Source organism: Streptomyces monashensis, assembly GCF_001866665.1.
GTDB lineage: Bacteria > Actinomycetota > Actinomycetes > Streptomycetales > Streptomycetaceae > Streptomyces > Streptomyces monashensis.
In genome coordinates this window covers 15147-37521 of the sequence record NZ_MLYO01000025.1, presented here as the reverse complement: position 1 = coordinate 37521, position 22375 = coordinate 15147, and the positions used below count along the sequence as shown (strand labels likewise).

The following is a 22375-nucleotide window of genomic DNA, read 5'->3' as shown; positions in this document are numbered from 1 at the left end:
GTCATGGCACGGGACTTCTACGAGGTGCTGGGCGTGTCGCGGACCGCGAGCCAGGACGAGATCCAGCAGGCATATCGCAAGCTCGCCCGCAAGTACCACCCCGACGTCAACAAGGACCCCGGGGCGGAGGAGCGTTTCAAGGACCTCAACGAGGCATACAGCGTCCTGTCGGACCCGAAGACCCGGGCCCGTTACGACCGCTTCGGCGAGGACTTCCGCAAGATCCCCGAGGACTTCGACGAACGGGTCGCGGCCGGAGCGGGCGGCGGCTTCCGCGCGCGGAGGACCGCGGGCGCGGGCGGCCCCCGTGTCCGGTACACCACCGGCTTCGGCGACGACTTCGGAGCGGAGGGCATCGACATCGAGGACCTGCTCGGCTCCATGTTCGGAGCCGGCGCCGCCCGAGGTGGCGTCCCCGGAGCGGACCAGGAGGCCGAACTGCCGCTCACCGTCGAGGAGGCGTACCGAGGCGGCCGTCGCACCGTCACGCTCGCCGGTCCCACGGGGCAGCCGCGGCGGTACGAGGTCGACGTGCCACCAGGTGTCACCGACGGGCAGCGCATCCGGCTATCGGGCGAGGGCGGCCGGGGCAGTGGTGACGCCGCCGCGGGCGACCTGTACCTGCGGGTACATATCCAGCCCCACCCCCGGTTCCGGCTGGACGGCCGCGACGTGCACGTACAGGTCCCGGTCGCCCCGTGGGAGGCGGCCCTGGGTGCGACCGTGCCGGTGCCCACCCCCGGCGGCGGCACGGCCAAGGTCACGGTGCCCGCCGGCTCGTCCAGCGGCCGGCGGCTGCGGCTGCGCGGCGAGGGCATGCCGAACCCGCGAGGCGCGAACGGCGACCTGTACGCCGAACTCCGTGTCATGGTGCCTCCCGCCCTCGGCGACCGGGAGCGCGAACTGTTCGAGGAGCTCGCCGCCACCTCCTCGTTCGACCCCAGGAGGACGCGATGAACGACCGACCCGCGGGAGCGGCAGGCATCGGCCGGGCCGGCGTGGGCGACCGTCCGGTACGAACGGGCGCCGACATCACCGCCTCAACGGCGGTCCGGTACGCGCTCGTGCCTGTCCCCAGGCTCTCGCTGGACACCGTGGCCCGTCGCTCGGGCCTCCACCCCGATCTGATCCGCCGGTTCGTCGCCCTCGGCCTGGTCGACGCCGAACGCGACTCCGCGGGGCGACTGGTGTTCGACCCCACGGCCCCGGCGGTCCTCGCCCGTATCCAGCGACTGCGCACCGGACTCTGCCTCAACTACGCATCCATCGGCCTGGTGCTCGACCTGCTCGACCGCATCAGCCTGCTCGAAGCCGCCCTGCGCGGCCGCGGCACGAGGAGTGAAACACCCCCATGGACATGAACCGTCTCACCCAGAAGTCCCAGGAAGCCCTGCAGGAGGCCCAGAGCGCGGCCGTCCGCATGGGGCAGACCGAGGTCGACGGGGAACACCTGCTGCTCGCGCTTCTCGATCAGGAGGACGGTCTGATCCCGCGGTTGCTGCAACAGGCCGGCACCGAGCCGAAGGAGCTGCGCGCTGCCGTGCGCGAGGAACTCTCCCGCCGTCCGAAGGTCACCGGCCCCGGCGCGGCACCCGGCCAGGTCTTCGTCACCCAACGCCTCGCCCGCCTGCTCGATGACGCCGAACGGGAGGCCAAACGCCTCAAGGACGAGTACGTGTCCGTGGAGCACCTACTGCTCGCCCTGGTCGAGGAGGGCTCTTCAACCGCCGCCGGGCGACTGCTCAAAGAGGCCGGCATCACCAGGGACTCGTTCCTGAGCGCGCTCACCCAGGTCCGCGGCAACCAGCGCGTCACCTCCGCCAACCCCGAAGTGGCCTACGAGGCTCTGGAGAAGTACGGCCGCGATCTCGTCGCCGAGGCCAGGGCCGGCAGGCTCGACCCGGTCATCGGGCGGGACGCCGAGATCCGCCGCGTCACCCAGATCCTCAGCCGCAAGACCAAGAACAACCCCGTCCTCATCGGCGACCCCGGCGTCGGCAAGACCGCCATCGTCGAGGGCCTGGCCCAGCGCATCGTTCGCGGCGACGTCCCCGAAGGACTCCGCGACAAGACGGTGTTCGCCCTCGACATGGGCTCCCTGGTCGCCGGCGCCAAGTACCGCGGTGAGTTCGAGGAACGCCTCAAGGCCGTGCTCAGCGAGGTCAAGGCCGCCCAAGGGCGCATCCTGCTCTTCGTCGACGAACTGCACACCGTCGTCGGCGCGGGCGCCGCCGAAGGGGCCATGGACGCGGGCAACATGCTCAAGCCGATGCTCGCCCGCGGCGAACTCCACATGATCGGCGCCACCACCCTCGACGAGTACCGCAAGCACATCGAGAAGGACGCCGCTCTCGAACGCCGCTTCCAGCAGGTCCTGGTCGACGAGCCGAGCGTGGAGGACACCATCTCCATCCTGCGCGGACTGCGCGAACGCCTCGAGGTCTTCCACGGCGTGAAGATCCAGGACACCGCGCTGGTCTCCGCGGCCACCCTCAGCCACCGCTACATCACCGACCGGTTCCTGCCCGACAAGGCCATCGACCTCGTCGACGAGGCGTGCGCCCGGCTGCGCACCGAGATCGACTCGATGCCCGCCGAACTCGACGAGATCACCCGCCGCGTCACCCGCCTGGAGATCGAGGAGGCGGCCCTGTCCAAGGAGACCGACCCCGCCAGCAAAGCCCGCCTGGAGGAACTGCGCAGGGAACTGGCCGACCTGCGCGGCGAGGCCGACGCCAAACACGCCCAGTGGGAGGCCGAACGGCAGGCCATCCGCCGCGTGCAGGAACTGCGCCAGGAACTGGAGCAGGTCCGCCACGAAGCCGAGGAGGCCGAACGCGCCTACGACCTCAACCGAGCCGCAGAACTGCGCTACGGCCGCCTTCAGGACCTGGAGCGCCGGCTCACCGCAGAGGAGGAGCAACTGGCCGCCAAACAAGGACAGAACCGGCTGCTGCGGGAGGTCGTCACCGAGGAGGAGATCGCCGAGATCGTCGCCGCCTGGACCGGCATCCCCGTCGCCCGTCTCCAGGAGGGCGAACGCGAGAAACTGCTGCGCCTCGACGAGATCCTGCGCGAGCGGGTCATCGGCCAGGACGAGGCCGTCAAGCTCGTCGCCGACGCCATCATCCGCGCCCGCTCCGGCATCCGCGACCCACGCCGCCCCATCGGCTCGTTCATCTTCCTCGGCCCCACCGGCGTCGGGAAGACCGAGCTGGCCAAGACCCTCGCCCGGGCCCTGTTCGACTCCGAGGAGAACATGGTCCGCCTCGACATGAGCGAGTACCAGGAACGTCACACCGTCAGCCGGCTCATGGGCGCACCGCCCGGATACGTCGGCTACGAGGAAGGCGGCCAGCTCACCGAGGCCGTACGCCGCAAGCCGTACTCGGTCGTGCTGTTCGACGAGATCGAGAAGGCGCACACCGATGTCTTCAACACCCTGCTGCAGATCCTCGACGACGGCCGCATCACCGACGCTCAGGGCCGCACGGTCGACTTCCGCAACACCGTGATCATCATGACGTCCAACATCGGCTCCGAGCACCTCCTCGACGGCGCCACCGCCGAGGGCGAGATCAAGCCCGACGCCCGCGCCCTGGTGATGGGCGAGCTGCGCGGGCACTTCCGCCCGGAGTTCCTCAACCGCGTCGACGACATCGTGCTGTTCAAGCCGCTCGGTGAGCGGCAGATCGAGCGCATCGTGGAACTGCAGTTCGACGAACTGCGCCGCCGCCTCGCCGAACGCCGCATCACGGTCGAACTCACCGATGCTGCCCGGGAAGTGATCGCCCACCAGGGCTACGACCCGGTGTACGGGGCCCGCCCGTTGCGCCGCTATATCTCCCACGAGGTCGAGACGCTGGTCGGGCGGTCCCTGCTGCGCGGCGACGTCCAGGACGGCGCGACGGTCCGCGTCGACGCCGAACACGGAGAGCTGGTGGTCACCTACGACCAGCCCGAGGACGTGAAGGGAGCGAGGGCGGCATGAGCACGATGCAGGCGACGACCGTCAGTTGTCCGAACTGCGGGCGGACCAACCGGGTGCCCGTGTCCGCGGAGGGCCGCCCCAAGTGCGGCCACTGCAAGCAGCCCCTACCGTGGATGGTGGACGCGGGCGACGACGACTTCACCGAGGTCGCCGAGCGGGCCGACGTCCCCGTCGTGGTCGACCTGTGGGCCACCTGGTGCGGCCCCTGCCGCATGGTGAGCCCCGCGCTGGAGAAGGTCGCCGCCGATCTCGCGGGAACGATCAAGCTGGTCAAGGTCGACATCGACAAGAACCCGCGCCTGGCGCGGCGGTTCGAGGTCCAGGCGGTACCGACGCTGCTGGTCCTCGACAAAGGACAGGCCATCGCCCGGCAGTCGGGTGCCGCGCCTGCCCCTGCCCTACGGCGGTGGGTGGAGCAGTCGATCGCGGGCCGCGCACCGGCCGGGAAAGGGTGATCGGCCATGACCGTACGAACGGACCCCCACCTCGCCCTCGTACGCCCCGTCGCCCCGCGTGCCCCGGGGTGCGAGGAGTGCCTGGCCATGCGTTCCCCCTGGGTCCACCTCAGGCTCTGCCTGACCTGCGGGCACGTCGGCTGCTGTGATTCCTCGCCGAACCGGCACGCCCGCCGTCACGCCGCCGCCGACGGCCATCCGATCGTGGCGTCGCTGGAGCCCGGCGAGGACTGGCGGTGGTGCTTCGTCCATGAGGCGTTCGTGTGATGCCCGGCGACGAGACGCGGCCCGGCGCAGCGCCTGTGCCGGACGGGGCGGAGGAGAGCGTCCCCTTCGAGACGCCCGACATCTACGGCGCCTATCCCCGCCTGTCGGACGACCAGATGGCCCGCCTGGCGCAGCACGGCTGGCGGCACGTGGTCGACGCCGGTGACGTGCTGATCCGGGAGGGGGAGCGGTGCGAGACGTTTTACGTCGTCCTCAGTGGTTCGGTCGCCATCGTCGAGGGCTACGGCACGCCCGATGAACACCTGCTACGCGTGCACGGTCCCGGCCGCTTCATCGGCGAACTCGGCCTCCTGAACGGACAGGTGGCCTTCTACACCGCCGTGGTCAGGGACCCCGGCGAGATTCTCGCCCTGTCCATGGACCAGCTGCGTGACCTGGTGACCCGTGACTCCATCCTCGGTGATGTGGTGCTGCGCGCCTGCCTGGGCCGCCGTGCTCTGCTTGTCGGGCAGGGCGCCGGTTTCCGCATCATCGGCTCGCGCTATTCGCCCGACACCCGGCGGCTGCGCGAGTTCGCCGCCCGCAACCGGCTGCCGCACCGCTGGATCGATCTGGAGACGGACGAGGAGGCCGAGGCGCTGCTGCGCCGCTTTGCGGTCGGTCCGGAGCAGACGCCGCTGGTGATCTGGCGGGACACGACCTTGCTGCGCAATCCGAGCAACGCCGAACTGGCCCGGTTCATCGGCCTGCCATCCCTGCCGTCGAGCAACGGCCACGGCGATCTCCTGATCGTCGGCTCCGGTCCGGCCGGTCTCGCCGCCGCGGTGAACGCCGCCTCGGAGGGCCTCGGCACGACCGTGGTCGAGGCGATGGCCACCGGCGGCCAGGCCGGGACGTCCTCCCGCATCGACAACTGCTTCGGTTTCCCCTCCGGCGTCTCCGGCGCCGAACTCACCGAGCGCGCTGTGCTCCAGGCGGGCAAGTTCGGCGCCCGGATCAGCGTCCCGGCGGAGGCGGCCCGGCTAGAACCGCGGGGCGGCCACTACGCCGTCAGGTTCGCCGACGGCAGCGAGATCACCGCCCGTACCGTCGTCCTGGCAACCGGCGCCCGCTACCGCCGCCTCCATGTGCCCGGCATCGAACCGTTGGAGGGCGCGAGCGTCCACTACTCGGCGACCCTCTACGAGGCCCAGCAGTGCCGTACCGACCCGGTGGCGGTGGTCGGCGGCGGCAACTCCGCAGGTCAGGCCGTGCTCTTCCTGGCCGGGTACGCACCGCAGGTCTATCTGCTCGTCCGTGGGCCGAGCCTCGAGGCGCACATGTCCCGCTACCTGATCGATCAGATCGAGCGCCACGCGCGTGTGCGCGTACTGCTGCACACCGAGATGACCGAGGCACTCGGCGGCAAGGCGCTGGAGGCGGTCACCGTGGTCGACCACCGTACGGGAGAGCACCGCCACCTCGCGGTGCGGGCCCTGTTCGTCTTCACCGGCGCAGACCCTCACACCGAGTGGCTGTCCGGCGCGCTCGCCCTCGACGCGCGTGGCTACGTGCTCACCGGCGCGGAGGCGCAGGCGTGCTCCGTTCCCGAACTGTGGCAGAGCCAGGGCCGCGACTGTCTGACGTTGGAGACCAGCCTGCCTGGCGTCTTCGCTGCCGGCGACGTCCGCAGTGGCTCGGTGAAGCGTGTGGCCTCCGCGGTCGGCGAAGGCGCGATGAGCATCCACTTCGTGCACCGCTACCTGGGTCACACGGCCGCGCACGGCGGCACCGACAGCTCCCCGTACACCCGTCCGAAGGAGTCCGCTTGGCTCGCGTGACGCCCAGCGGGCGAGGAGATCACGAGAAGGAGGCGATGGTGATGACCATGCCCGTCCGGCGCCCCCGCGGTGGCGCAGTGCAGGACAGGCCCCTTGGCTGGGCACGCGATCCGCTGACGCAGTTCGACCAACTGCTCGGCGAGATGAGCGGACTGATCGAATCCACGGTGGGAGGCGTGGCGCCCGCAATCGCGTGGACACCCCTGGCGGATGTCACGGAGTCCGACGACGCCTTCCACGTCGAGATCGAACTCCCCGGCGTCAAGAGCAAGGACATCGACGTCGAAGCCAACGGCCAGGAGTTGGTGGTCACCGGAGAGATCAAGGAGAAGGAACGCAAAGGCGTCCTGCGCCGGAGCACCCGCCGCACCGGAGCCTTCGAGTACCGGCTGCGGCTGCCCGGAGAGGTCGACACCGAAAAGATCAATGCGCAGATGTCGGACGGGGTGCTCGCCATCACCGTCCCTAAGGCCGAGGTCGCAAAGCCCCGGCACATCGAGATCAGCGAGACGAGTGAAAGCACCGAGAGCAGCGGCTGAGACGCGAACGCCGCGGTTCCGGACACACGTCCGGCACCGCGGCCGGGCCGGCGACGCTCGACACCCGGGTGATTCATGGATGACGTCTCGCGTCGCACCCCTCACGTCGGCGGAGACTCGGCACACGGCTCCCCACCGGCTTCCTTTCGGTGCCGCAGACGCCAGGCGTGCAGCAGCCGAAGGGGAAGCAGACCCAGCGGTGCGCGCCGGCCCATGTCCGCCTGGTCCTCGCGGTCGAATGCCCGTGCGTAACGCTTGGCGTCCTGGGCCGACGGATATCGCTTGCTTCCCTCCGCTCCGCCCCCACGCGCGACCAGTGCCAGAGCATCGTGTCGCCCTCATGGAGAAAGTGAAAACGGTGTCCCAGAAGGTGGCAGCGCAGCACAGAAGACGACGCCATGCGGACCTGTCCATTTCAGCCCGTTCTGCCCCTTTCCGGGTAACAGTCCATGGCCCTGAACGAGGAGGCGTGGCATGACCAGCACTGGCGAGTTCGGTGTCGTCACGACCAAGGTCCCCGCCCGGCCGACCGGCTGCGTGGTCCCGATTCCATTGGCGGATCGTCATCGGTTTGGGAGCCGTCTGGATTCTGGACGGCCTTGAAGTGACGATCGTCGGGGCGGTTGCCGCCCGGCGCGACAGCGCACCGGGCGACCCTCATGACCAGCGGTGACCGGGGCGGAAGGAAGGCAGCTATGAAATACGACGGATTCCTCGCCCGTGTGCGTGAGCGAGGCGAATACAACGACCAGGACGAAGCCGCGGACGTCACCAACGCCGTGCTGGAAGTACTGGCCCAACGGATCAGCCCGGGAGAGGTCAAGGACCTCGCATCCCAGCTGCCCGGCCCGCTGGGACAAGTTCTGGATCATGCCACGCCGCAGCAGGCGCGAGGCTTCGGGATCGAAGAGTTCTACCGCCGGGTCGCCGAGCGCACCCATGCCCGGCCGCGTACGGCGCAGTGGGACGCCAGCGCGGTCCTGACCACCGTTGCCGACGCTGTCACCGGCGGAGAGCTGAATCAGATCATCAGCCAACTCCCCTCCAGTTACGCGGTCCTGTTCGGCAAGGTCGACCTCGCGGACTGAGCCCGTGAGGCGCCTAGAACGAAAGCCGGCGCCACGGCTGCGCTCTCCGGCTCTTGCGGTCACGGATCAGGGGGCTGCCACTCGAACATCAAGATCGTGGCGTCGTCGCTGAGTTTGTTGTGCCGATGCTCGAGGATGGCGTGGATGAGCAGGCGCAGCGCTTCCGGGGCGCTCTGCCCTGCTGCGGTCGACCGGATGATGTAGTCGGTGAAGCGTTCCAGGCCGAACTCTTCGCCCGCCTCATCGCGTGACTCTACGACGCCGTCTGAGTAGAGCAGTATTCGGTCACCGGGTTCGAGGCTGACCTCGTGCACCTGACGGACGGTCCCGGCGAGACTGACGGGCAGACCCAAAGGAGGCTCAGGTGGCCGCTCCAAGGCATTGTGGAGCAGGCGGTGGCGACGGATGAGCAACGGAGGCGGGTGGCCGCAGTTGCACCAGCGCAGCACACCGGTGGGCATGCGCAACTGGGTGAAGACACCCGTGCAGAACTGCTCCGGAAGCCACTTCGCCAGCGCCTCGTCCACGGTGCCCGCGAGTTCGTTCAGGTCTGCCCCGCTGCGCCGGGCGTTACGGCAGCCTGCCATGGCGACAGAGGTGGCAAGTCCGGACGCCAGGTTGTGCCCCATGCCGTCAAGGATTGTGGCGTGCAAAACGTCCTCGGTGAACGCATGGTCGAAAGCATCGCCGCCCAGTTCGTACGCAGGCTCCAGAACCGCCGTCGAAACGACCCGCCCGGTGCCGATCGACCGGGGAGGGAGAAAGGCCCTCACCATCTCCGTGGGCAGGTGCATCGGCCTGGTACGCATGCGCTGCGCGATGGTGTCGCTGTAGGTGCGCTTGGATGTGATGATCAGTGCGAGGAGCAGCGCCGTCGTTCGACAGCGCCGTAGCTTGAGCCCGTCCAGGGTGCTCACGTTCAGCTCTACGACGCCCAGCCGCTCCGCCCCGTCGGCCAGGGGCAGCCATACGTTCAGCCCGCCGGAGGGGCCTTCTTCCACTCGGAGAGAGTCGGTGCGGTAGGCCCATCCGGCCAGCGAAGTGTCGAGCTCCAGTTCCGGCTCGCTTTCGACAAGCGGCACCAGCAGTCTTTGCTGGATGTCGACCAGATAGATAACAGCCCTGCCCAGACCCATGGCCTCGGCATACCGGTTCAGGACCACGGGCAGTTCCGCAGGTGATGCCAGCTGGGCTGCTCTGACCAGTTCCTCCAGCAGCCGCTCCCCGGACCCGACGGACATGTTCCTGTCCATGCCTTCGATGATCCCTGCGAGGTCGAGCCGCCACAATCTGAGCTCTGGGACACCCGGGATGCGGACCGATCAGCCTGGGGTGCTGGAGCTTGCCCTTGCGGATCGGTCGGGCTTCGGGACCGACTTACGACACCAGCCGGTAGGGGATCGTGCGGATCCCCGCAAGCCTCACAGCGGTCAGCTCCAGCAGCCGGCGGGTGCCCGCCGCGGTCTCGGCCAGCTCACCGACCAGGACCGCTTTCGGGAGCACCTTGGACGTGGACGAGGGCCTGCGGCGAGCCAGCAGATGGTTGCGGCAGCCGAGGAAGCAGAGCGCGCTGACGCTGTTTGGCCGTGGTCTGCACCGCCTGGTCCGCTCGCCACTCACAACAGGAGGTCGAAGACGGCTCGGGTCTCGTCCCAGTGCTGGGTCTGGGGGTTCTTCAGGTCGGGGTGGAGGATCTTGAAGCACTGAGCAAGGGCCAGGCTGAGTCCGCCGATGATGTCCGGATAGGCCGCCTCGGTCTCCTCGTCGGGCGTGCGGTCCAGAGCAGGGTGGGTGGCGAGCTGTTCCAGGATCGGTTTGAGTTCTACATCCTGGTCGATCTTCCGGAAGTGGTGAATGCTCTCCTGCAGGCCTTTCGTGATCGGTAGGTCACAGGTCCGGATGATGTCGCGCCCGTTGGCCTTGGCAGTGGCCTGGGCGACGGTCAGCAGGTCATAGAGCTTGGCGTCGACGAAGTCGCTGTAGCGCTTCAGATCGTTCTTGTCGACGTCCAGCCCCGCGGCCGCGCGGAAGAACCTTTCGAACCTGGCGATGGACATCACGGTCATGACGGCAACCTCCGGCTGCGGGGCCGGGGTGGCTCCCGGCCCCTGGGCTTCCCATTCAGCCTGGCCGACAGGGCGCGCGAACGCATGCGCATGTCGGGCTCAATTAGCCTCCCTGTATTGCCCTGCCAGGCCCAGGTGTCCGGCTGCCCGGGGTGTCGGACGGGCGTGCGGATCGACAGCACGGCGAACACCGTGTCGCGGAGCGGCCCCACGTAAAGGGTGACCCCAGATGTCACTGCACACGAGGCCGAACGCCGCGGTGGCGAACACGCCAGCGATCGCTCGGGAGCGGCCGGTGAACAGCACAGCCACGGCCGGTTGACGCGGACCATCCCACCTAGCAGCCGCAACCGCCCGTAGACATGCGGTGCCTCGCTGGTGTACTGGATCTCCCGGGTGGCAGGGTGTTGCCGGACTCCGGGAATCGCGCTCCGAACACGCCGAGGGCCGCTCCCCTCAGCCGGTGGGCGGCGCGCATCAGGCCGAGCATGGGCAGCGACAGCAGCGCGATGTGCTCCGGTGGGCCGATCATGGCGATGACGGGGCGGATGCTGTCCAGGTAGGGCCGGGTCCGTGACCCTCTCTTCAGTCGCTTCGCGACCTCCGTTGGCCATCACGGATCGGCCACGAGGACGACGTCGAGCCGCGGCCGCTGGGGCTGACAGCCGGCGCTGGGGGGTGTGGTCATCGATCGCCCTGTACACGAGGGTGCCGGTTTGTGAGTGTAGGTCGGCCCGGGATCGCGCGTCCGCCGAGCGCGGCGCCTCCAGGAGGCGGCGGCGCGGCCGACGCGACCCGGCAGAACGTTCCGGCTAGGCTCACATTCGTGACGTGGCTGCGGGCCTTCGGGGAGGTCGTGCGATCCGGACTCACGATCGAGGAGACGCGGCTGGAACCTCTACTCGCGCTGCGTACGGCCGCTGGGGTGGCCATCGTCATCGGGCCGGCGCTGTGGCTGGTCTCCCCTGCGTATGCCGCATCCGCCGCCCTCGGTGCCTACTCCGCGGGTGGGGCCACCTTCCAGCGCACCTGGCGTCCACGCAAGGTGATCGCGCTCGGCGCGGGCGCGGGTCTGGCGCTCAGCACCTTCGTGGGCTACCTGGCGGCGGGGCGACTCGTGACGTTCTTGCCGCTGCTGGCCGTATGGGCCTTTGCCGCGGGAATGGCGTGGGCCGTCGGATCGACCGCTGGGATCGTCGCAGCGACGACCGTGGGCAGCATGCTGGTGACCATCACCCTGCCCACGAGCGTGGGGCGAGCCCTGGAGCACGCCGGGGTCATCGCGCTCGGGGGCGTGACGCAGGCCGTGCTGATCCTGCTGTTCCCGATCCGCCGTTGGGGGGCGCATCGTGACGCGCTCGCCGACGCCCTGGCCGCCGTGGCGGACTACGCCCGCCGGCTGCGGCACGACCCGACGGCCGCGTTTGACCCGGAGCCGTTGATGACGGCCCGGGACGCGGCCGCCGTGACGCCGTCACAGGCCCGAACCCGTCCCCCCGTCCTGCACGGCCCCCGGGGACTCGCCGAGCGCATTCGGCCGGTCGTCGCCGCGCTCGCCGACCCGGATGTGGGCGCCCCAGCGGAGGGACCCGGGCGGGACCGCGCGCGGGAGTTGCTCGACGCGGCCGCCGACGTCCTGGATGCGGTCGCCCGTTCGATCCGCCGCGGCACTCCCGCCGAGGTGCGGCCCGGGAGCGTGGACGTCCTGCGCGTCGACGAGGAGCACGAGGTGCTGGAGGGCCCCGCGAGGCAGGCCGCCGAGCAGCTCGTGGAACTGCTCGGCGAGGCGTTGGAGGTCGCCGGGAGTGGAGGCGCGCGCGGGAGGGCGCCCACGCTGCCCGGCCCCGCGGGCGCCGAGTTCCTGGTGCGCCCGACGATGTTCCGGCTGGTCCCGGTCGTCGTCCGGGCGGTCCGCCGTGAGCTCCGCCGGGACTCGCCCGTGTTCCGGCACGCCGTCCGCCTGGCGGCGGTGGCCACACTCGGCTATCTGATCGCCGCCCGGCTCCCCCTGGGCCACGGCTACTGGGCGCCCATCGCCTCGGTGATGGTGATGCGGCCGGATTTCCACCGGACGTACGCGCGTGCGGTGGCCCGTCTCGCCGGGACCCTGGCGGGGGTCGCGCTCGCCACCGTGATGGTGCAGGCCCTGGGACCGGATGCCCATGTGTTCGGCGCGCTGGCAGTCGTCTCGGCGGGCCTGTCGTACACGCTGAACCGTACCGGCTACGCCTACTCCCAGTGCTTCACCGCCGCGTACGTCGTCTTCCTGCTCGGCATGGGCGGCCAGGCGTGGGAGCAGACGGTCCCGGAGCGGGTGGTGCTCACCCTGCTCGGCGGGGCCCTGGCAATGCTGGCGTACGTGGTGTTCCCCGCATGGGAGACACCCCGGCTGCCGAGCCGGCTTGCGGACTGGCTCGCCGCCAACGGCCGCTATGCGGCCGCGGTGCTCCGCAACTACGCCGAACCGACCCGGGAGCATCACGCCGACATGCGCAGGGCACTGCTGGCCAGCAGGGAGGCACGTGCCGCCTGGCAAGAGGCATACGACCGGGCAAGGCAGGAACCGGTTCGCCCCAGGGGGCTGACGTCGCGCGAGGCACAGGAGGCGCAGGAGGCGCTCAAGGGGTTCGGCCGCGCGGCGATGCTCATGGAGAGCCACGTCCCGCGGGCCGACAGCCGTGTCGTCCCCGAGGCGGAGCGGTTCGCCGACGCCCTGGAGACGGACACCGCGAAGGCGGCAGTCGCCGTGCGCGAGCACAGGAATCCGGACTGGGGACGCGTGGAGGAGGCGCTCCACGCGTGGGAGGACGCCGCCAGCAATGGGAGCCCGGTCGTGCGGCGCGAGGCGGAACTGCAAAAGCAAGCCTTGGAGGACCTCGCGACGGCCGTGAGCCGCACCCCCCTGGAACGGGACGTCGGCTCTGCTCGCGAGGAGCAGCGAGTGCGGGCGGCCGCGGCGGCGGAGGGCGACGGATCAGGAGCCGCGCACCGGAGTGGGTGACGAAGTCGGCGACGGAGAGCGCCGCGCCTCCTGGAGCGGGAAGTAGTCTCCCGGCCGCGTCGAGCGCCGCCACACGTACACCGCTGTCGCCATCACGATGATCAGCCCCGCCAGGATGAGCAGTTCGATCCCCTCGACGTTCCACCGGAAGGACTTCTCCGCCTCGGCTGTCACGATGAGCACCCTGCGGATGCCGGCGATCAGGCCGACGACTAGGAAAGGCTCCGCGTCGAGGGTCTGGTTCCTGATGGTGAGGCGGACGGTGTGGAGCAGCTCGGCCACGATGAACAGCACCAGGCTGCTGTCCAGGGCGGAGAGAACGACCGTCTCCTCGTGGTACGGCCCCTGGAGCAACCGGATGACGTCATGGACGACCCCGACGGTCAGGATCCCCGCGAGCAGTACGAGGAGCGCCGCGACGACGAGGTGGATGCCGTCCTCGATGAGCTGCAGGAGGCCCTGCACCCGGCCGCCCTCGAGCTTCGGCAGAATGGGTCGCACAGTCAGCATGCTAGGGGTGCCCCGTCCCGCAGGCGCGGCGTGCTGCCGAACGGGTGGACGAGCGGATCCCTCCCTGTGGTGGCAGCCTGGGGGAAGCGGCGAGGCGCGACATCACCGAGGCCTACCAGGCGGCAGGGCAAGGGTTGTGAGGTAGCCCGACGCGGACACGAACGGCAGGAACTTGCGGCCCATCCTGGCGCCGACCCGGGGTCTGCCCTCCGATGCGGCCCGGGACCTTGCCTCCGGCCTGCGGGAGGAACCGCGCCACCGCACCGCCAGGGGCATCCGCTGGCAGACGGACACCGACGGCGCCCCTGGCGGCGAACGAGCAGGTCGGCGTGGCCGACGTGGCCGAAACGTCGGCACCCGCCTGGAGGACGGCGACTGGGCCACCAGCGTCTTCTTCACCGAACTGCCGAGCCGGGCGGAGCACAACCCGGTCCGCACCGAGGCCGACCCTGAGCACAGGGTCGCACTCCGTGGCGGGCGCACCGTGCCGGGGGACGCGAGTGCACTGGAGGTGTGTGATGAGTGCTGACCGCTCCCACGAGAGCCGTGATGGTCACGTACTGGTCCTCGATGCTGGCTCTTCGAGCCTTCACATCGCTCTGTTCGCGGCGGACGGTGAACGGGTGGCGGATCGAGACGCCTCGGAGCCCCCGGGGCCTGCTGTGGCGGCGGAACTGCGGAACTTCCTCAGCGAGGTGCCCGTTCCTGCGGCGGTTGGTCACCGCATCGTCCACAGCGGCCCGCACCTGACTGGACATGCGCTGATCGACGCACGCGTACGGGCTCTGCTGGCGGACGTCGCCGATCTCGCGCCGTTGCACGTGACCCCTGCCTTGCATGTGGTCGATGCCGCACGAGAACTCCTGCCCGACGTTCCTCATATCGCCTGCTTCGACACCGTCTTTCACAAGGATTTGCCGGCACAGGCGCGCACGTACGCCGTGCCGGAGCGATGGCGAGCCGAATACGAGCTGCGCCGGTACGGCTTCCACGGGCTTTCCTACTCGTGGGCACTGCAGAGGACGGCGCAGGCCCTGGGCCGACCCGTCGACAACCTCCAGGTCGTGCTCGTGCACATGGGCGGCGGCTGCTCGGCCTGCGCCGTGCGGAACGGACGCAGCGTGGACACCACCATGGGCCTCACTCCGCTGGAAGGCCTGGTGATGAGTCGGCGCAGCGGCAGTCTCGACCCCGGCGCGCTGCTGTGGCTGCAGCGGCGGCACGGTCTGAGCACGGACGAATTGGATGACACACTCCACCGGCATTCCGGTCTGCTCGGCCTCTCCGGTACCTCGGGAGACACCCGGGACCTGGTGCGCGCCCGCGCGGAGGGTGATGCCGCGGCCGCGTTGGCGCTGGCGACGTTCACACTCAGCTGCCGCAGGGGCATCGGCGCGATGGCCGCCTCGCTGGACCGGCTGGACGCCCTGGTCTTCACCGGGGAGATCGGCGAAGACCAACCTGAGGTACGCGAGGAGATCTGCTCGGCCCTGACTGTTCTCGGTGTTCGAGGCGGGCTGCTCGTCCCCGAACTGGCAGATTTGATGCGGGAAGGCCACCGACGCATCGATCAGGCGGTGAGAGGTGTCCCGGTCCTCGTGGTCGCAACCGGCGAGACGCAGCAGATCGCCGCCGAGACCCGACGAGTGCTCGGCGGCATGTGACTGGCCAATGCAACTGCCAGCACGTCCACACTTACCTGGCCCGCGCCAAGAACCGGCCTCCTGTACCTGGACAGCACAGAGGAGCGGCGACGTCTGGTCCTGCACGCCGCCCCCCCGTCAGGGGCACGGGGCTCGAGGGCCACTGGCCCCCATCAGAGCCCCATACCTCCCCTTCGACGCCAATGAGGACATCCTGAGCCGCATGTTCACCGACTGGCTCGCCGCCCTCAGCATCCCGGTGCTGGTCTCACACGAGGCTTCCACTCGTAGCCCTACGTCGACATCGTTCGGGCGCGCACCGCCCGCGATCGGCGCCCCGGAGAAACACCGGAGACTTCGACTGCTCCGGCGACGACATCCAACGCGACTGGGCGCACCAACTGCTGGGCTGACGTCAAGCGGTGGCCCGGGAGGGCCGGAAGGGATCAGGCCGACGCTCGACGATCCGGACCCGTGCCCCGTTGTTCATGGGCCTCCAGCGCCAGGGCGAGGCCGAGAAGTACCCACCGCCGTCGTGAAGGAAGAGCTCCACGAGGGGTGGCTGGCGCACGTCCTCGTCCGGGCCGCGGCCGGTGCGGGGCCGCTCGTCGTGGGCAGCCGCAGGCGCTGTGCCGTGGTCGGCCCGCACACGGGGCCGGTCGGGCACGCTCTGATCCACCACGTGCACTGCCCGGTCGCGCTTGTGCCGTACGACTGAGTGCTGTTCGACATGTTCGTCGTCGACAGTGGGAACAGGAGACGCCCGAGCCACAGAGGCCGCGTGTCAGCAGGTCAGCGTTCCCTCGTTCGCGCAGACAACGGTCCACCGGTGGGTGCGCGTTGTACAGCCACGACCGCGGGCCCATACCGCCCCCATGACGCCCGTTCGGACCGCAGCGACTGCTACTCCAGCGGTAGGTCGATGCCGTCGAGCGTGAGGTGGCCGTGTTTCCTTTGCTCTCCGGGTTAATACTGCAACCGCATCTGGGGTGACGATCAACGTCGCCTGTCGTTGATGTGACTGTGTGCTGATGCGCTGACGGTCGAGCAGGTTGAGTCGTGGTCCGAGGGGATAGCCGGGCTGCATGCCCGGTTCGCCCACCGTTTTGGCAGGTCCGAGCCGCGCGAGCGGGCACTGGACTACCTTCAGGGGCTGGTCGCACCTTTGGAGAAGAAGAACGGCTGGACGTTGGCCGAGCAGGTCGGCCAGCTCCGCCCGGATGGTGTCCAGCGCCTGCTCAACCTCTCCGACTGGGACGAGGACGCGGTCCGAGACGACGTGCGTGACTTCGTCGTGGAGACCATCGGCAGCCCAGACGGCGTCTTGATCTGCGACGACACCGGCTTCCTGAAGAAGGGCACCAAATCCGCCGGTGTCCAGCGCCAATACTCGGGTACGGCCGGCCGCACGGAAAACTGCCAGATCGGCACCTTCCTGGCCTACGCCTCGGCCCGGGGACGTGCCCTGATCGACCGCGAGCTCTACCTCCCGGCCTCCTGGACCGATGACCGGGACCGCTGCCGGGCCGCCGGCATCGGCGACGACATCTGTTTCGCGACCAAGAACGAGCACTTCAGGCAGATGCTGCAACGCGCCGTCGATGCCGGTGTGCCGTTCGCATGGGTGACCGCGGACGAGGCATACGGGCAGGTCAAGCACACACGTGTCTGGCTGGAACAGCGCGGCATCGCCCATGTGATGGCCACCAAGGTCAACGACACGGTCATCACGACCCGTTGGTCCGAGAAACGGGTCGACGAGCTGATCGCCGCGCTGCCCCGGCAACGCTGGAAGCGGCTGTCGGGCGGGCCGGGCGCGCACGGCGAACGCGTCTACGACTGGGCACGCGTCGCGATCCGCCCTTGCTGGGTGTCGCCGTTCCGATGAGCATGTGGCCAACCGATCCAGCGCAGCGATGAGCTCCGCGGGAACGAGTCCGCAATCGCGCGATCCGCTCCAACTCGGGCACATCCTGGACCAGCGGAGGCAGCTGTGTGTGGCCCGTGAGCCTTCTCCGGCGTCCTCAGTCCGGGATGGCCAAACCGCCTGATGGTGTGCAGCTGAGCCGGGCGCCGACCTACCCCTTCGATGCGAGTCAGGCGCGATTGGAAACCAGCTCCCAGCGCAAGTCTCCCGCTTCCCCAGTCCCCGTCCAAGAGACGAGGACCTCCTCGGCCACCAAGTGCTTGAGAATCACGGGCAGTGCTGTAATACGGCAGCCGCATTCGCGCGCCATCTGCTCCGCTGATACCGCTCCTTGGTTCTCTCCGGCTACGGTGTGCGCTGCCAGTGCGAGAGCGGCCAGCCGTGGAAGCGGCGCGGAATCTGTTTGGATGCTGGAGGCGGAGCGCACTGCCCAGTCGGCAGCCTGAAGCCGGTCGGGGCGAGCCGGGTGCTGTGTGAGCAGGGCTGCGTCGAGCATCTGAGCCGTGATCACGCCGCCGTCGGACATGAATGGCCGCAGCCATCCCGCTTCGCTCAGCTCGCGCCACGCTTCTGAGGCAGATCCCAGGCGGAGGCTTCGGAGCAGCCCTAGGGGCAAGCGGACGCGCGCCACGTTGTTCATGCGCAGCGCGCACTGCAAGGCGATCAACCGGGCGTCGGCCCCCGTGGCGGTCGGCAGGGCGACGGCAAGGTAGTTGAGCATCTCCTGTACCCGGGTTCGGCTGTCGGGTCCTTGGGGGTGGCGTTTTCGGCGCGTGTTCGCCCGTCCTCGCGACGAGACCGCAGCGGCCAGGATCGTTTCGGGCACGACGGCGGCCTGTGACGTGGCGGCCGCACACGCAGTGCATGCATCGGTGAGGCGCCACGCCCGTCCGCCGTGGTCACGGGCCAGGAGAAGGCGGATCGGGCCGTGGCAGCCACGGTGACGGGGATGCCAGCCGCAGCCCCGTTCGTGGCACTGGCACGTCCGCAGATGCGCAGGAAGCAGGTCTCGGCGCGCGTGTGACGCCAGATGCGCCAGGACCTCTGATCGAGCAGCTGGGCCGGTGAGCCGCTGCCCACCCTGCGCACATTGCTGACAGACGAGTACCGGCCCGCCGGGCTGGGGGAGGAGCTCAACCGTCCATGTACGCCGGACATCTGACTGTGGGAAGCAGAGCCTCATGGCGCGCGAGTTCCTCCTGCCGTTTCCGCGCCGGCCTCTGGCGGGCTGGGGTCGGCCGCACACGGTAGTGCAGACCTCTGCCCCTCGGAGCGAACCTGAAAGGCGGAAATAGGGCAGAGGTATGCACTGACAGGGCAGGCGTCTGCACCGTCGGATGGTCGGGTGACGATCTTTCCGCCCGACCCGGACTTCGAGGCCCTGCGCCTGGAACTCGCCCGGCTGCGTGCGGCGCGGGGATGGAGTTACGACGAGCTCGCCTCTCGAAGCGGCCTGGCCAGAAGGACTCTGATCGAGATCGAGCAGGGGCGCACTATCGGCACTCTCAAGACGTGGCACGCTCTGGCCCACGCATTGAGCACTCCCCTCGACGAACTCTTCGGCACTCTCTGCCAGGGGCACGAGCCACCTCGTCAAGCGGGCGGCTGACTGGTCGGCCCGGCCGGCCGGGCAATCACCCGATTGGGTAGGCGGACACGAATGTCTGAGCGATGATCCGAATAGGCGTTGCCATGGATTCGGCCGTTCGACGGACGTCACCAGCCAGGGCAGTGCTTCGACAGCGTGTTGGCTGGCACCTTCTCGCGCATGCACCCCTCATCCGCATCCCGGCACTGGGACGGCAGCCCCGCATCCTCCCAACAGCGACGGTCCCTGCGCGTCCACCCCGACAGCCCAACCCGCCTTCTGCGCTGCGCACAGCGTGCTCGTTGCCGTGAGTGCGGAAACCCGGTCGAGTGGTACCACCGGGGCCGTGACCGGCCCGTGCCACTGCACCCGCAAGAACTGCCCGCAGCCGAGATGCCCGCCGCATACCGCTGGCACGTCAGCTCAGGCCTCGCCCATCCCGCCGGGGACGGCAGCACCTGGTGTCGGCTGACCCACGCCGTCGTCTGCCCCGCTCGCGACGCCCCGTGTGACATCACCCCCGCTCTGACCTGGCTACGCCGGTCGCTGGCTGTGAACACGCGCCGCCTGACTGACGCCGGTGTTTTCGTCCCGCCCACGGACGTCGACCGCCGCTCGCGGTCCAACGGCACATGCCGACCCGCCAGGCCCGTCGTCCAGATCCTGTATGTCCGCTACCTCGCCGCCCGCCCCCTGGACGAGATCCAGTGCGTCGCGCAGACGCGGCATCGCACCCGATGCTCCACGAAAATGCTCGCCCCGGACAGCCTTCAAGGCATCTGGATCCTGGCCCCCGCAACGGCCGCCAAAGGTCAGCTGGCCCTTCCCACTGAGGTAATGGCTCTCTACGACCTTTCCTCGCTGCTGTACGCGGAACAGCTGCGCTGGCGTACACAGCGATGCCCTCACCATGCCGCCGTCCCGACGTCGGCGGATCTCGCACTGACCGATTGGGAGCCGTTCGACCCGGCGGTCCATCACCCCTACGTGCACCCACGTCTCCCGACTCACGTGCGTCAACCGCGCCGCGGAAACGGTGAGTCGGAGGCGGCCTGGCGATGAAGCACCAGTACGCAGTGGAGATCCTCCTGACGAGATCCGTCATTCTCGCAGAGCTTCGCCGAGCCTGCCGCGCCTTTCCCCTGGCGGCGAACGCCGAACCCACACGGCTCACGACGGTTCGGTGCGCCAAGTCGCCCGGGCGGGCCGTCCGGTCGCTTCCTCATAACCGCGACCGCCTGCTACCCATTGACACGCTGACGACCCACTACCTCGACCCAAGCGGCCAGGTCCTGCTCTATGTCGCCCTCTCCTGGGATGTGTGCTCAACGGTTCGTCGAACCGCGGCAAACTGCGGTCGCAAGCCCGCAGACCTCCTCGGCCGCACCATTGTGGCGGCCTTGGAACAGGACAGAAACCATCGAGCTCGCCAACTCGCAGCACAGATAGAGGGCCTTCCTGCCCATCACGGCCTTGAGGGCGTACTGGCCTGTGCAGCGCGCGCCTTGCTCCGCAGTCGTCCTCCTAGCTTTCGCACCCCATAGCCCACCTCCGCGGAGTTCCCGTTGCACACCCCCACCGACGAACAGGCCCATGCCGTCGACGCCTTCCGTAGCGGCGATCACCTGGTGCTGCAGGCAGGTGCCGGCACAGGCAAGACCAGCACACTCGGCATGCTCGCCACGAGCACAAAGCGCCGAGGCCGCTACCTTGCCTTCAACAAGGACATCGCACGCGATGCCAGTAGCCGTTTTCCGAACTCTGTGCAGTGCAAGACGGCCCACGCCACGGCCTTCGCTGCCCTCGGGCACCGCTTCGTCCTCCGCCTCAACAGCCCGCGACAGCCCGCATGGAGGATCGGAAAGTCGCTCGGCGTCAACTCCTCCGTCCGTATCGGTGATCACGAGATCAGCCACCGGACGCTGTCTCAGGCTGTACTGCGTACCGTGACCCGGTTCTGCCACTCGGCAGACCGGGCGCTGGCGCCTCACCACGTGCCGGTTCTGCGCCGCCTTGAAGCACCGGAAGACCATACGCAACTCTCCGATGCTGTTCTGCCGTTCGCTGCGCGGGCCTGGCACGACCTGCAGAATCCCGAGCGCGGCGTAGTCCGCTTCGAACACGACCACTACCTGAAGATGTGGGCGCTGACCGACCCCAAGATCGAGGCCGACTTCCTCTTCCTCGACGAGGCGCAGGACACCAACCCGGTTCTGGAGCAGGTCTTCACCGCACAACGTGCTCACGCTCAGTTGGTCATGGTCGGGGACTCGGCTCAGGCCATCTACGGCTGGCGCGGCGCCCGCGACGTGATGACCGGCTTCGACGCCAACCATCTCACCTTGACCCGTTCCTTCCGTTTCGGCCCGGCGCTGGCGGAGGAGGCAAACCGATGGCTGTCGTTCGCGAACGCCTCCATCCGGCTGACGGGCACCGAAGAGATCTCGACTGAGGTCGGCGTGGTCACCAGCCCCGATGCCGTGCTGTGCCGGACCAACATCGGCGCCGTGACCGAGGTGATGCGTCTGCTCGCCGCCGGCCAACGAGTCGCTCTGACCCGTGGTGGACAGACACTGACGGCACTGGCTCTTGCCGCGCAGGACCTCAAGGAAGGCCGCTGCACATCCCACCCGGAACTGGCACTCTTCTCCTCCTGGGGCGAGTTGCAGGACTACGCGACCTACGATCTCGCTGGCCGTGACCTTCAGCCTTTCGTGGAAGTCGTGGATGCCCACGGCCCGCAGGCCATCATTGCCGCGGTCGACGCCCTGACCGACGAGACTACGGCCGACGTCACGGTCTCCACCGCCCACAAGGCGAAGGGTCGAGAGTGGTTGCAGGTGAGGATCGCCGATGACTTTCCTCAACCTGCGGAAACGGATCAGAACGACGACTGTGGTCGGCCGCCCCCGCCATCCGTGAGCGAGAAGGACGCCCAACTTGCCTACGTCGCCGTGACGCGCGCGCGTCGTCGACTCGATCTCGGAGGCCTCTCGTGGATCCAGAGCCACCCGGGCGCCTGAAAGTCCTCGCGCAGATGAACGTCGTGCGCAATGACAAGGCCCCGTATCTCGGAGAGTACTGTCGTGGCGTCCTCAAGGGTGTCGGGCAGCCAGTTCACGTGGGTCGTCTCGCCGGAGCGGGCCTCTTCGGTACGTGCGTCCGCGAGGGCGTCGAGTGCTGCGGCCGGACCGTCGGGCTGGAAGCTGCGGAACGAGGCGCCGATGTTGATGGGGACGACCGTGCCGACCGCTTTGATGCGGTGGTCCATGCGGGCGGTGTGCACGGCGTAGCCCCCACCGGCGTAGATGCCGAGGACGCCGATGCGGTGCGGGTCGATGCCGGGGGTCGTGGTGAGCACGTCGATGGCGTAGGAGATGTCCTCACCTCGGCGGTAGGGGTCTTCGGTGGCATCCCGAACTCTCCAACGCTCAGGCGCCTTTCGACGCGTTCGTAAGCTCCTGTGCCGTGTGAGGGCATGGCTGTATCGGACGCCATAGTCGCACCGCATAGTGCAAG

The 22375-nt window shown here is 69.1% G+C and carries 19 protein-coding genes and 4 pseudogenes; 17 read left to right on the top strand and 6 right to left on the bottom strand.

Annotation, left to right across the window (positions count from 1 at the left end; translation table 11 throughout):
- Positions 1-3 precede the first annotated feature (3 nt).
- The 9 genes and pseudogenes from BIV23_RS15335 (at position 4) to BIV23_RS15300 (ending at position 8121) form a co-directional block, all read left to right on the top strand.
- On the top strand, positions 4-957 hold the full coding sequence (locus tag BIV23_RS15335) for a DnaJ C-terminal domain-containing protein (RefSeq protein WP_071381402.1): 954 nt from the start codon (positions 4-6) through the stop codon (positions 955-957).
- Positions 954-1361, top strand: coding sequence for a chaperone modulator CbpM (locus tag BIV23_RS15330; protein ID WP_071381401.1), 408 nt, complete (start codon positions 954-956; stop codon positions 1359-1361). The genes BIV23_RS15335 and BIV23_RS15330 overlap by 4 nt, the downstream gene beginning before the upstream one ends.
- Positions 1352-3991 carry an ATP-dependent chaperone ClpB gene (gene clpB, locus BIV23_RS15325; protein ID WP_071381400.1) on the top strand — a complete coding sequence of 880 codons (2640 nt, stop codon included), beginning with the start codon at positions 1352-1354 and terminating at the stop codon, positions 3989-3991. Before BIV23_RS15330 ends, clpB begins: the two co-directional genes overlap by 10 nt.
- Complete coding sequence (gene trxA, locus BIV23_RS15320; RefSeq protein WP_071381399.1) at positions 3988-4446, top strand: thioredoxin; 459 nt, start codon at positions 3988-3990, stop codon at positions 4444-4446. Before clpB ends, trxA begins: the two co-directional genes overlap by 4 nt.
- 6 nt (positions 4447-4452) lie before the next feature.
- Positions 4453-4713, top strand: coding sequence for a UBP-type zinc finger domain-containing protein (locus BIV23_RS15315; RefSeq protein ID WP_071381398.1), 261 nt, complete (start codon positions 4453-4455; stop codon positions 4711-4713).
- Entirely contained in the window at positions 4713-6494 is a 1782-nt protein-coding gene (locus tag BIV23_RS15310; protein ID WP_071381397.1) for an FAD-dependent oxidoreductase, read from the top strand. Before BIV23_RS15315 ends, BIV23_RS15310 begins: the two co-directional genes overlap by 1 nt.
- 41 nt (positions 6495-6535) lie before the next feature.
- Positions 6536-7033 (top strand): Hsp20/alpha crystallin family protein, encoded by a 498-nt coding sequence (locus tag BIV23_RS15305; RefSeq protein WP_071381512.1) that lies wholly within the window; start codon positions 6536-6538, stop codon positions 7031-7033.
- A gap of 474 nt (positions 7034-7507) precedes the next feature.
- Positions 7508-7685, top strand: a pseudogene (locus BIV23_RS51805) (MFS transporter); the annotation flags it as partial.
- A 43-nt stretch (positions 7686-7728) separates the two neighbouring features.
- Positions 7729-8121, top strand: a complete 393-nt coding sequence (locus BIV23_RS15300) for a DUF2267 domain-containing protein (protein ID WP_071381396.1) — start codon at positions 7729-7731, stop codon at positions 8119-8121.
- A gap of 59 nt (positions 8122-8180) precedes the next feature.
- Here BIV23_RS15300 and BIV23_RS15295 read toward each other — a convergent pair whose 3' ends face one another.
- The 3 genes and pseudogenes from BIV23_RS15295 to BIV23_RS15290 form a co-directional block, all read right to left on the bottom strand.
- The gene (locus BIV23_RS15295) at positions 8181-9374 is read right to left on the bottom strand and encodes a PP2C family protein-serine/threonine phosphatase (RefSeq protein ID WP_071381395.1); all 1194 of its coding nucleotides are present in this window, start codon (positions 9372-9374) and stop codon (positions 8181-8183) included.
- Between the two features lie 64 nt (positions 9375-9438).
- A pseudogene (locus BIV23_RS53205) lies at positions 9439-9612 on the bottom strand (ISNCY family transposase); the annotation flags it as partial.
- 125 nt (positions 9613-9737) lie between these two features.
- Positions 9738-10187: a DUF1931 family protein gene (locus BIV23_RS15290; RefSeq protein ID WP_071381394.1), complete on the bottom strand. Its 450-nt coding sequence runs from the start codon at positions 10185-10187 to the stop codon at positions 9738-9740.
- 826 nt (positions 10188-11013) lie between these two features.
- Here BIV23_RS15290 and BIV23_RS15285 point away from each other — a divergent pair.
- Positions 11014-13188, top strand: a complete 2175-nt coding sequence (locus BIV23_RS15285) for an FUSC family protein (RefSeq protein ID WP_071381393.1) — start codon at positions 11014-11016, stop codon at positions 13186-13188.
- Here the strand turns inward: BIV23_RS15285 and BIV23_RS15280 are convergent.
- Positions 13162-13698, bottom strand: coding sequence for a phosphate-starvation-inducible PsiE family protein (locus tag BIV23_RS15280; protein WP_071381392.1), 537 nt, complete (start codon positions 13696-13698; stop codon positions 13162-13164). The two genes, BIV23_RS15285 and BIV23_RS15280, sit on opposite strands and share 27 nt — an antisense overlap.
- A 172-nt stretch (positions 13699-13870) precedes the next feature.
- Between BIV23_RS15280 and BIV23_RS15275 the strand changes: the two genes are divergently transcribed.
- The 4 genes and pseudogenes from BIV23_RS15275 to BIV23_RS15260 all read left to right on the top strand — a co-directional run.
- Positions 13871-14227, top strand: a complete 357-nt coding sequence (locus BIV23_RS15275) for a hypothetical protein (RefSeq protein ID WP_071381391.1) — start codon at positions 13871-13873, stop codon at positions 14225-14227.
- Positions 14217-15362 carry an acetate/propionate family kinase gene (locus BIV23_RS15270; RefSeq protein ID WP_071381390.1) on the top strand — a complete coding sequence of 382 codons (1146 nt, stop codon included), beginning with the start codon at positions 14217-14219 and terminating at the stop codon, positions 15360-15362. Before BIV23_RS15275 ends, BIV23_RS15270 begins: the two co-directional genes overlap by 11 nt.
- A 514-nt stretch (positions 15363-15876) precedes the next feature.
- The gene (locus tag BIV23_RS50295) at positions 15877-16059 is read left to right on the top strand and encodes a universal stress protein (protein ID WP_071381389.1); all 183 of its coding nucleotides are present in this window, start codon (positions 15877-15879) and stop codon (positions 16057-16059) included.
- A 318-nt stretch (positions 16060-16377) separates the two neighbouring features.
- Positions 16378-17211: pseudogene (locus BIV23_RS15260) on the top strand (IS701 family transposase); the annotation flags it as partial.
- A gap of 226 nt (positions 17212-17437) precedes the next feature.
- On the opposite strand, the gene BIV23_RS51800 reads toward BIV23_RS15260, so the two are convergent.
- On the bottom strand, positions 17438-17989 hold the full coding sequence (locus BIV23_RS51800) for a hypothetical protein (RefSeq protein WP_245790538.1): 552 nt from the start codon (positions 17987-17989) through the stop codon (positions 17438-17440).
- Between the two features lie 624 nt (positions 17990-18613).
- Here BIV23_RS51800 and BIV23_RS15250 point away from each other — a divergent pair.
- The 3 genes from BIV23_RS15250 (at position 18614) to BIV23_RS15240 (ending at position 21879) form a co-directional block, all read left to right on the top strand.
- Entirely contained in the window at positions 18614-18877 is a 264-nt protein-coding gene (locus BIV23_RS15250; RefSeq protein WP_071381387.1) for a helix-turn-helix transcriptional regulator, read from the top strand.
- A gap of 159 nt (positions 18878-19036) precedes the next feature.
- A complete protein-coding gene (locus tag BIV23_RS51795; protein WP_079173190.1) occupies positions 19037-19918 on the top strand; it encodes a DUF6083 domain-containing protein in 882 nt (293 codons plus the stop codon).
- 503 nt (positions 19919-20421) lie between these two features.
- Complete coding sequence (locus BIV23_RS15240; protein ID WP_071381386.1) at positions 20422-21879, top strand: UvrD-helicase domain-containing protein; 1458 nt, start codon at positions 20422-20424, stop codon at positions 21877-21879.
- A gap of 65 nt (positions 21880-21944) precedes the next feature.
- Here BIV23_RS15240 and BIV23_RS53560 read toward each other — a convergent pair.
- A pseudogene (locus BIV23_RS53560) lies at positions 21945-22262 on the bottom strand (alpha/beta hydrolase); the annotation flags it as partial.
- Positions 22263-22375 lie beyond the last annotated feature (113 nt).

What these genes read in the sequence shown, in the direction of transcription:
- BIV23_RS15335 (WP_071381402.1), top strand. Translation starts at nt 4, where the DNA reads ATGGCACGGGACTTCTACGAGGTGCTGGGCGTGTCGCGGACCGCGAGC.
- BIV23_RS15330 (WP_071381401.1), top strand. Translation starts at nt 954, where the DNA reads ATGAACGACCGACCCGCGGGAGCGGCAGGCATCGGCCGGGCCGGCGTG.
- clpB (WP_071381400.1), top strand. Translation starts at nt 1,352, where the DNA reads ATGGACATGAACCGTCTCACCCAGAAGTCCCAGGAAGCCCTGCAGGAG.
- trxA (WP_071381399.1), top strand. Translation starts at nt 3,988, where the DNA reads ATGAGCACGATGCAGGCGACGACCGTCAGTTGTCCGAACTGCGGGCGG.
- BIV23_RS15315 (WP_071381398.1), top strand. Translation starts at nt 4,453, where the DNA reads ATGACCGTACGAACGGACCCCCACCTCGCCCTCGTACGCCCCGTCGCC.
- BIV23_RS15310 (WP_071381397.1), top strand. Translation starts at nt 4,713, where the DNA reads ATGCCCGGCGACGAGACGCGGCCCGGCGCAGCGCCTGTGCCGGACGGG.
- BIV23_RS15305 (WP_071381512.1), top strand. Translation starts at nt 6,536, where the DNA reads ATGACCATGCCCGTCCGGCGCCCCCGCGGTGGCGCAGTGCAGGACAGG.
- BIV23_RS15300 (WP_071381396.1), top strand. Translation starts at nt 7,729, where the DNA reads ATGAAATACGACGGATTCCTCGCCCGTGTGCGTGAGCGAGGCGAATAC.
- BIV23_RS15295 (WP_071381395.1), bottom strand. Translation starts at nt 9,374, where the DNA reads ATGGACAGGAACATGTCCGTCGGGTCCGGGGAGCGGCTGCTGGAGGAA.
- BIV23_RS15290 (WP_071381394.1), bottom strand. Translation starts at nt 10,187, where the DNA reads ATGACCGTGATGTCCATCGCCAGGTTCGAAAGGTTCTTCCGCGCGGCC.
- BIV23_RS15280 (WP_071381392.1), bottom strand. Translation starts at nt 13,698, where the DNA reads ATGCTGACTGTGCGACCCATTCTGCCGAAGCTCGAGGGCGGCCGGGTG.
- BIV23_RS15270 (WP_071381390.1), top strand. Translation starts at nt 14,217, where the DNA reads ATGAGTGCTGACCGCTCCCACGAGAGCCGTGATGGTCACGTACTGGTC.
- BIV23_RS51800 (WP_245790538.1), bottom strand. Translation starts at nt 17,989, where the DNA reads ATGCTCAACTACCTTGCCGTCGCCCTGCCGACCGCCACGGGGGCCGAC.
- BIV23_RS51795 (WP_079173190.1), top strand. Translation starts at nt 19,037, where the DNA reads ATGCACCCCTCATCCGCATCCCGGCACTGGGACGGCAGCCCCGCATCC.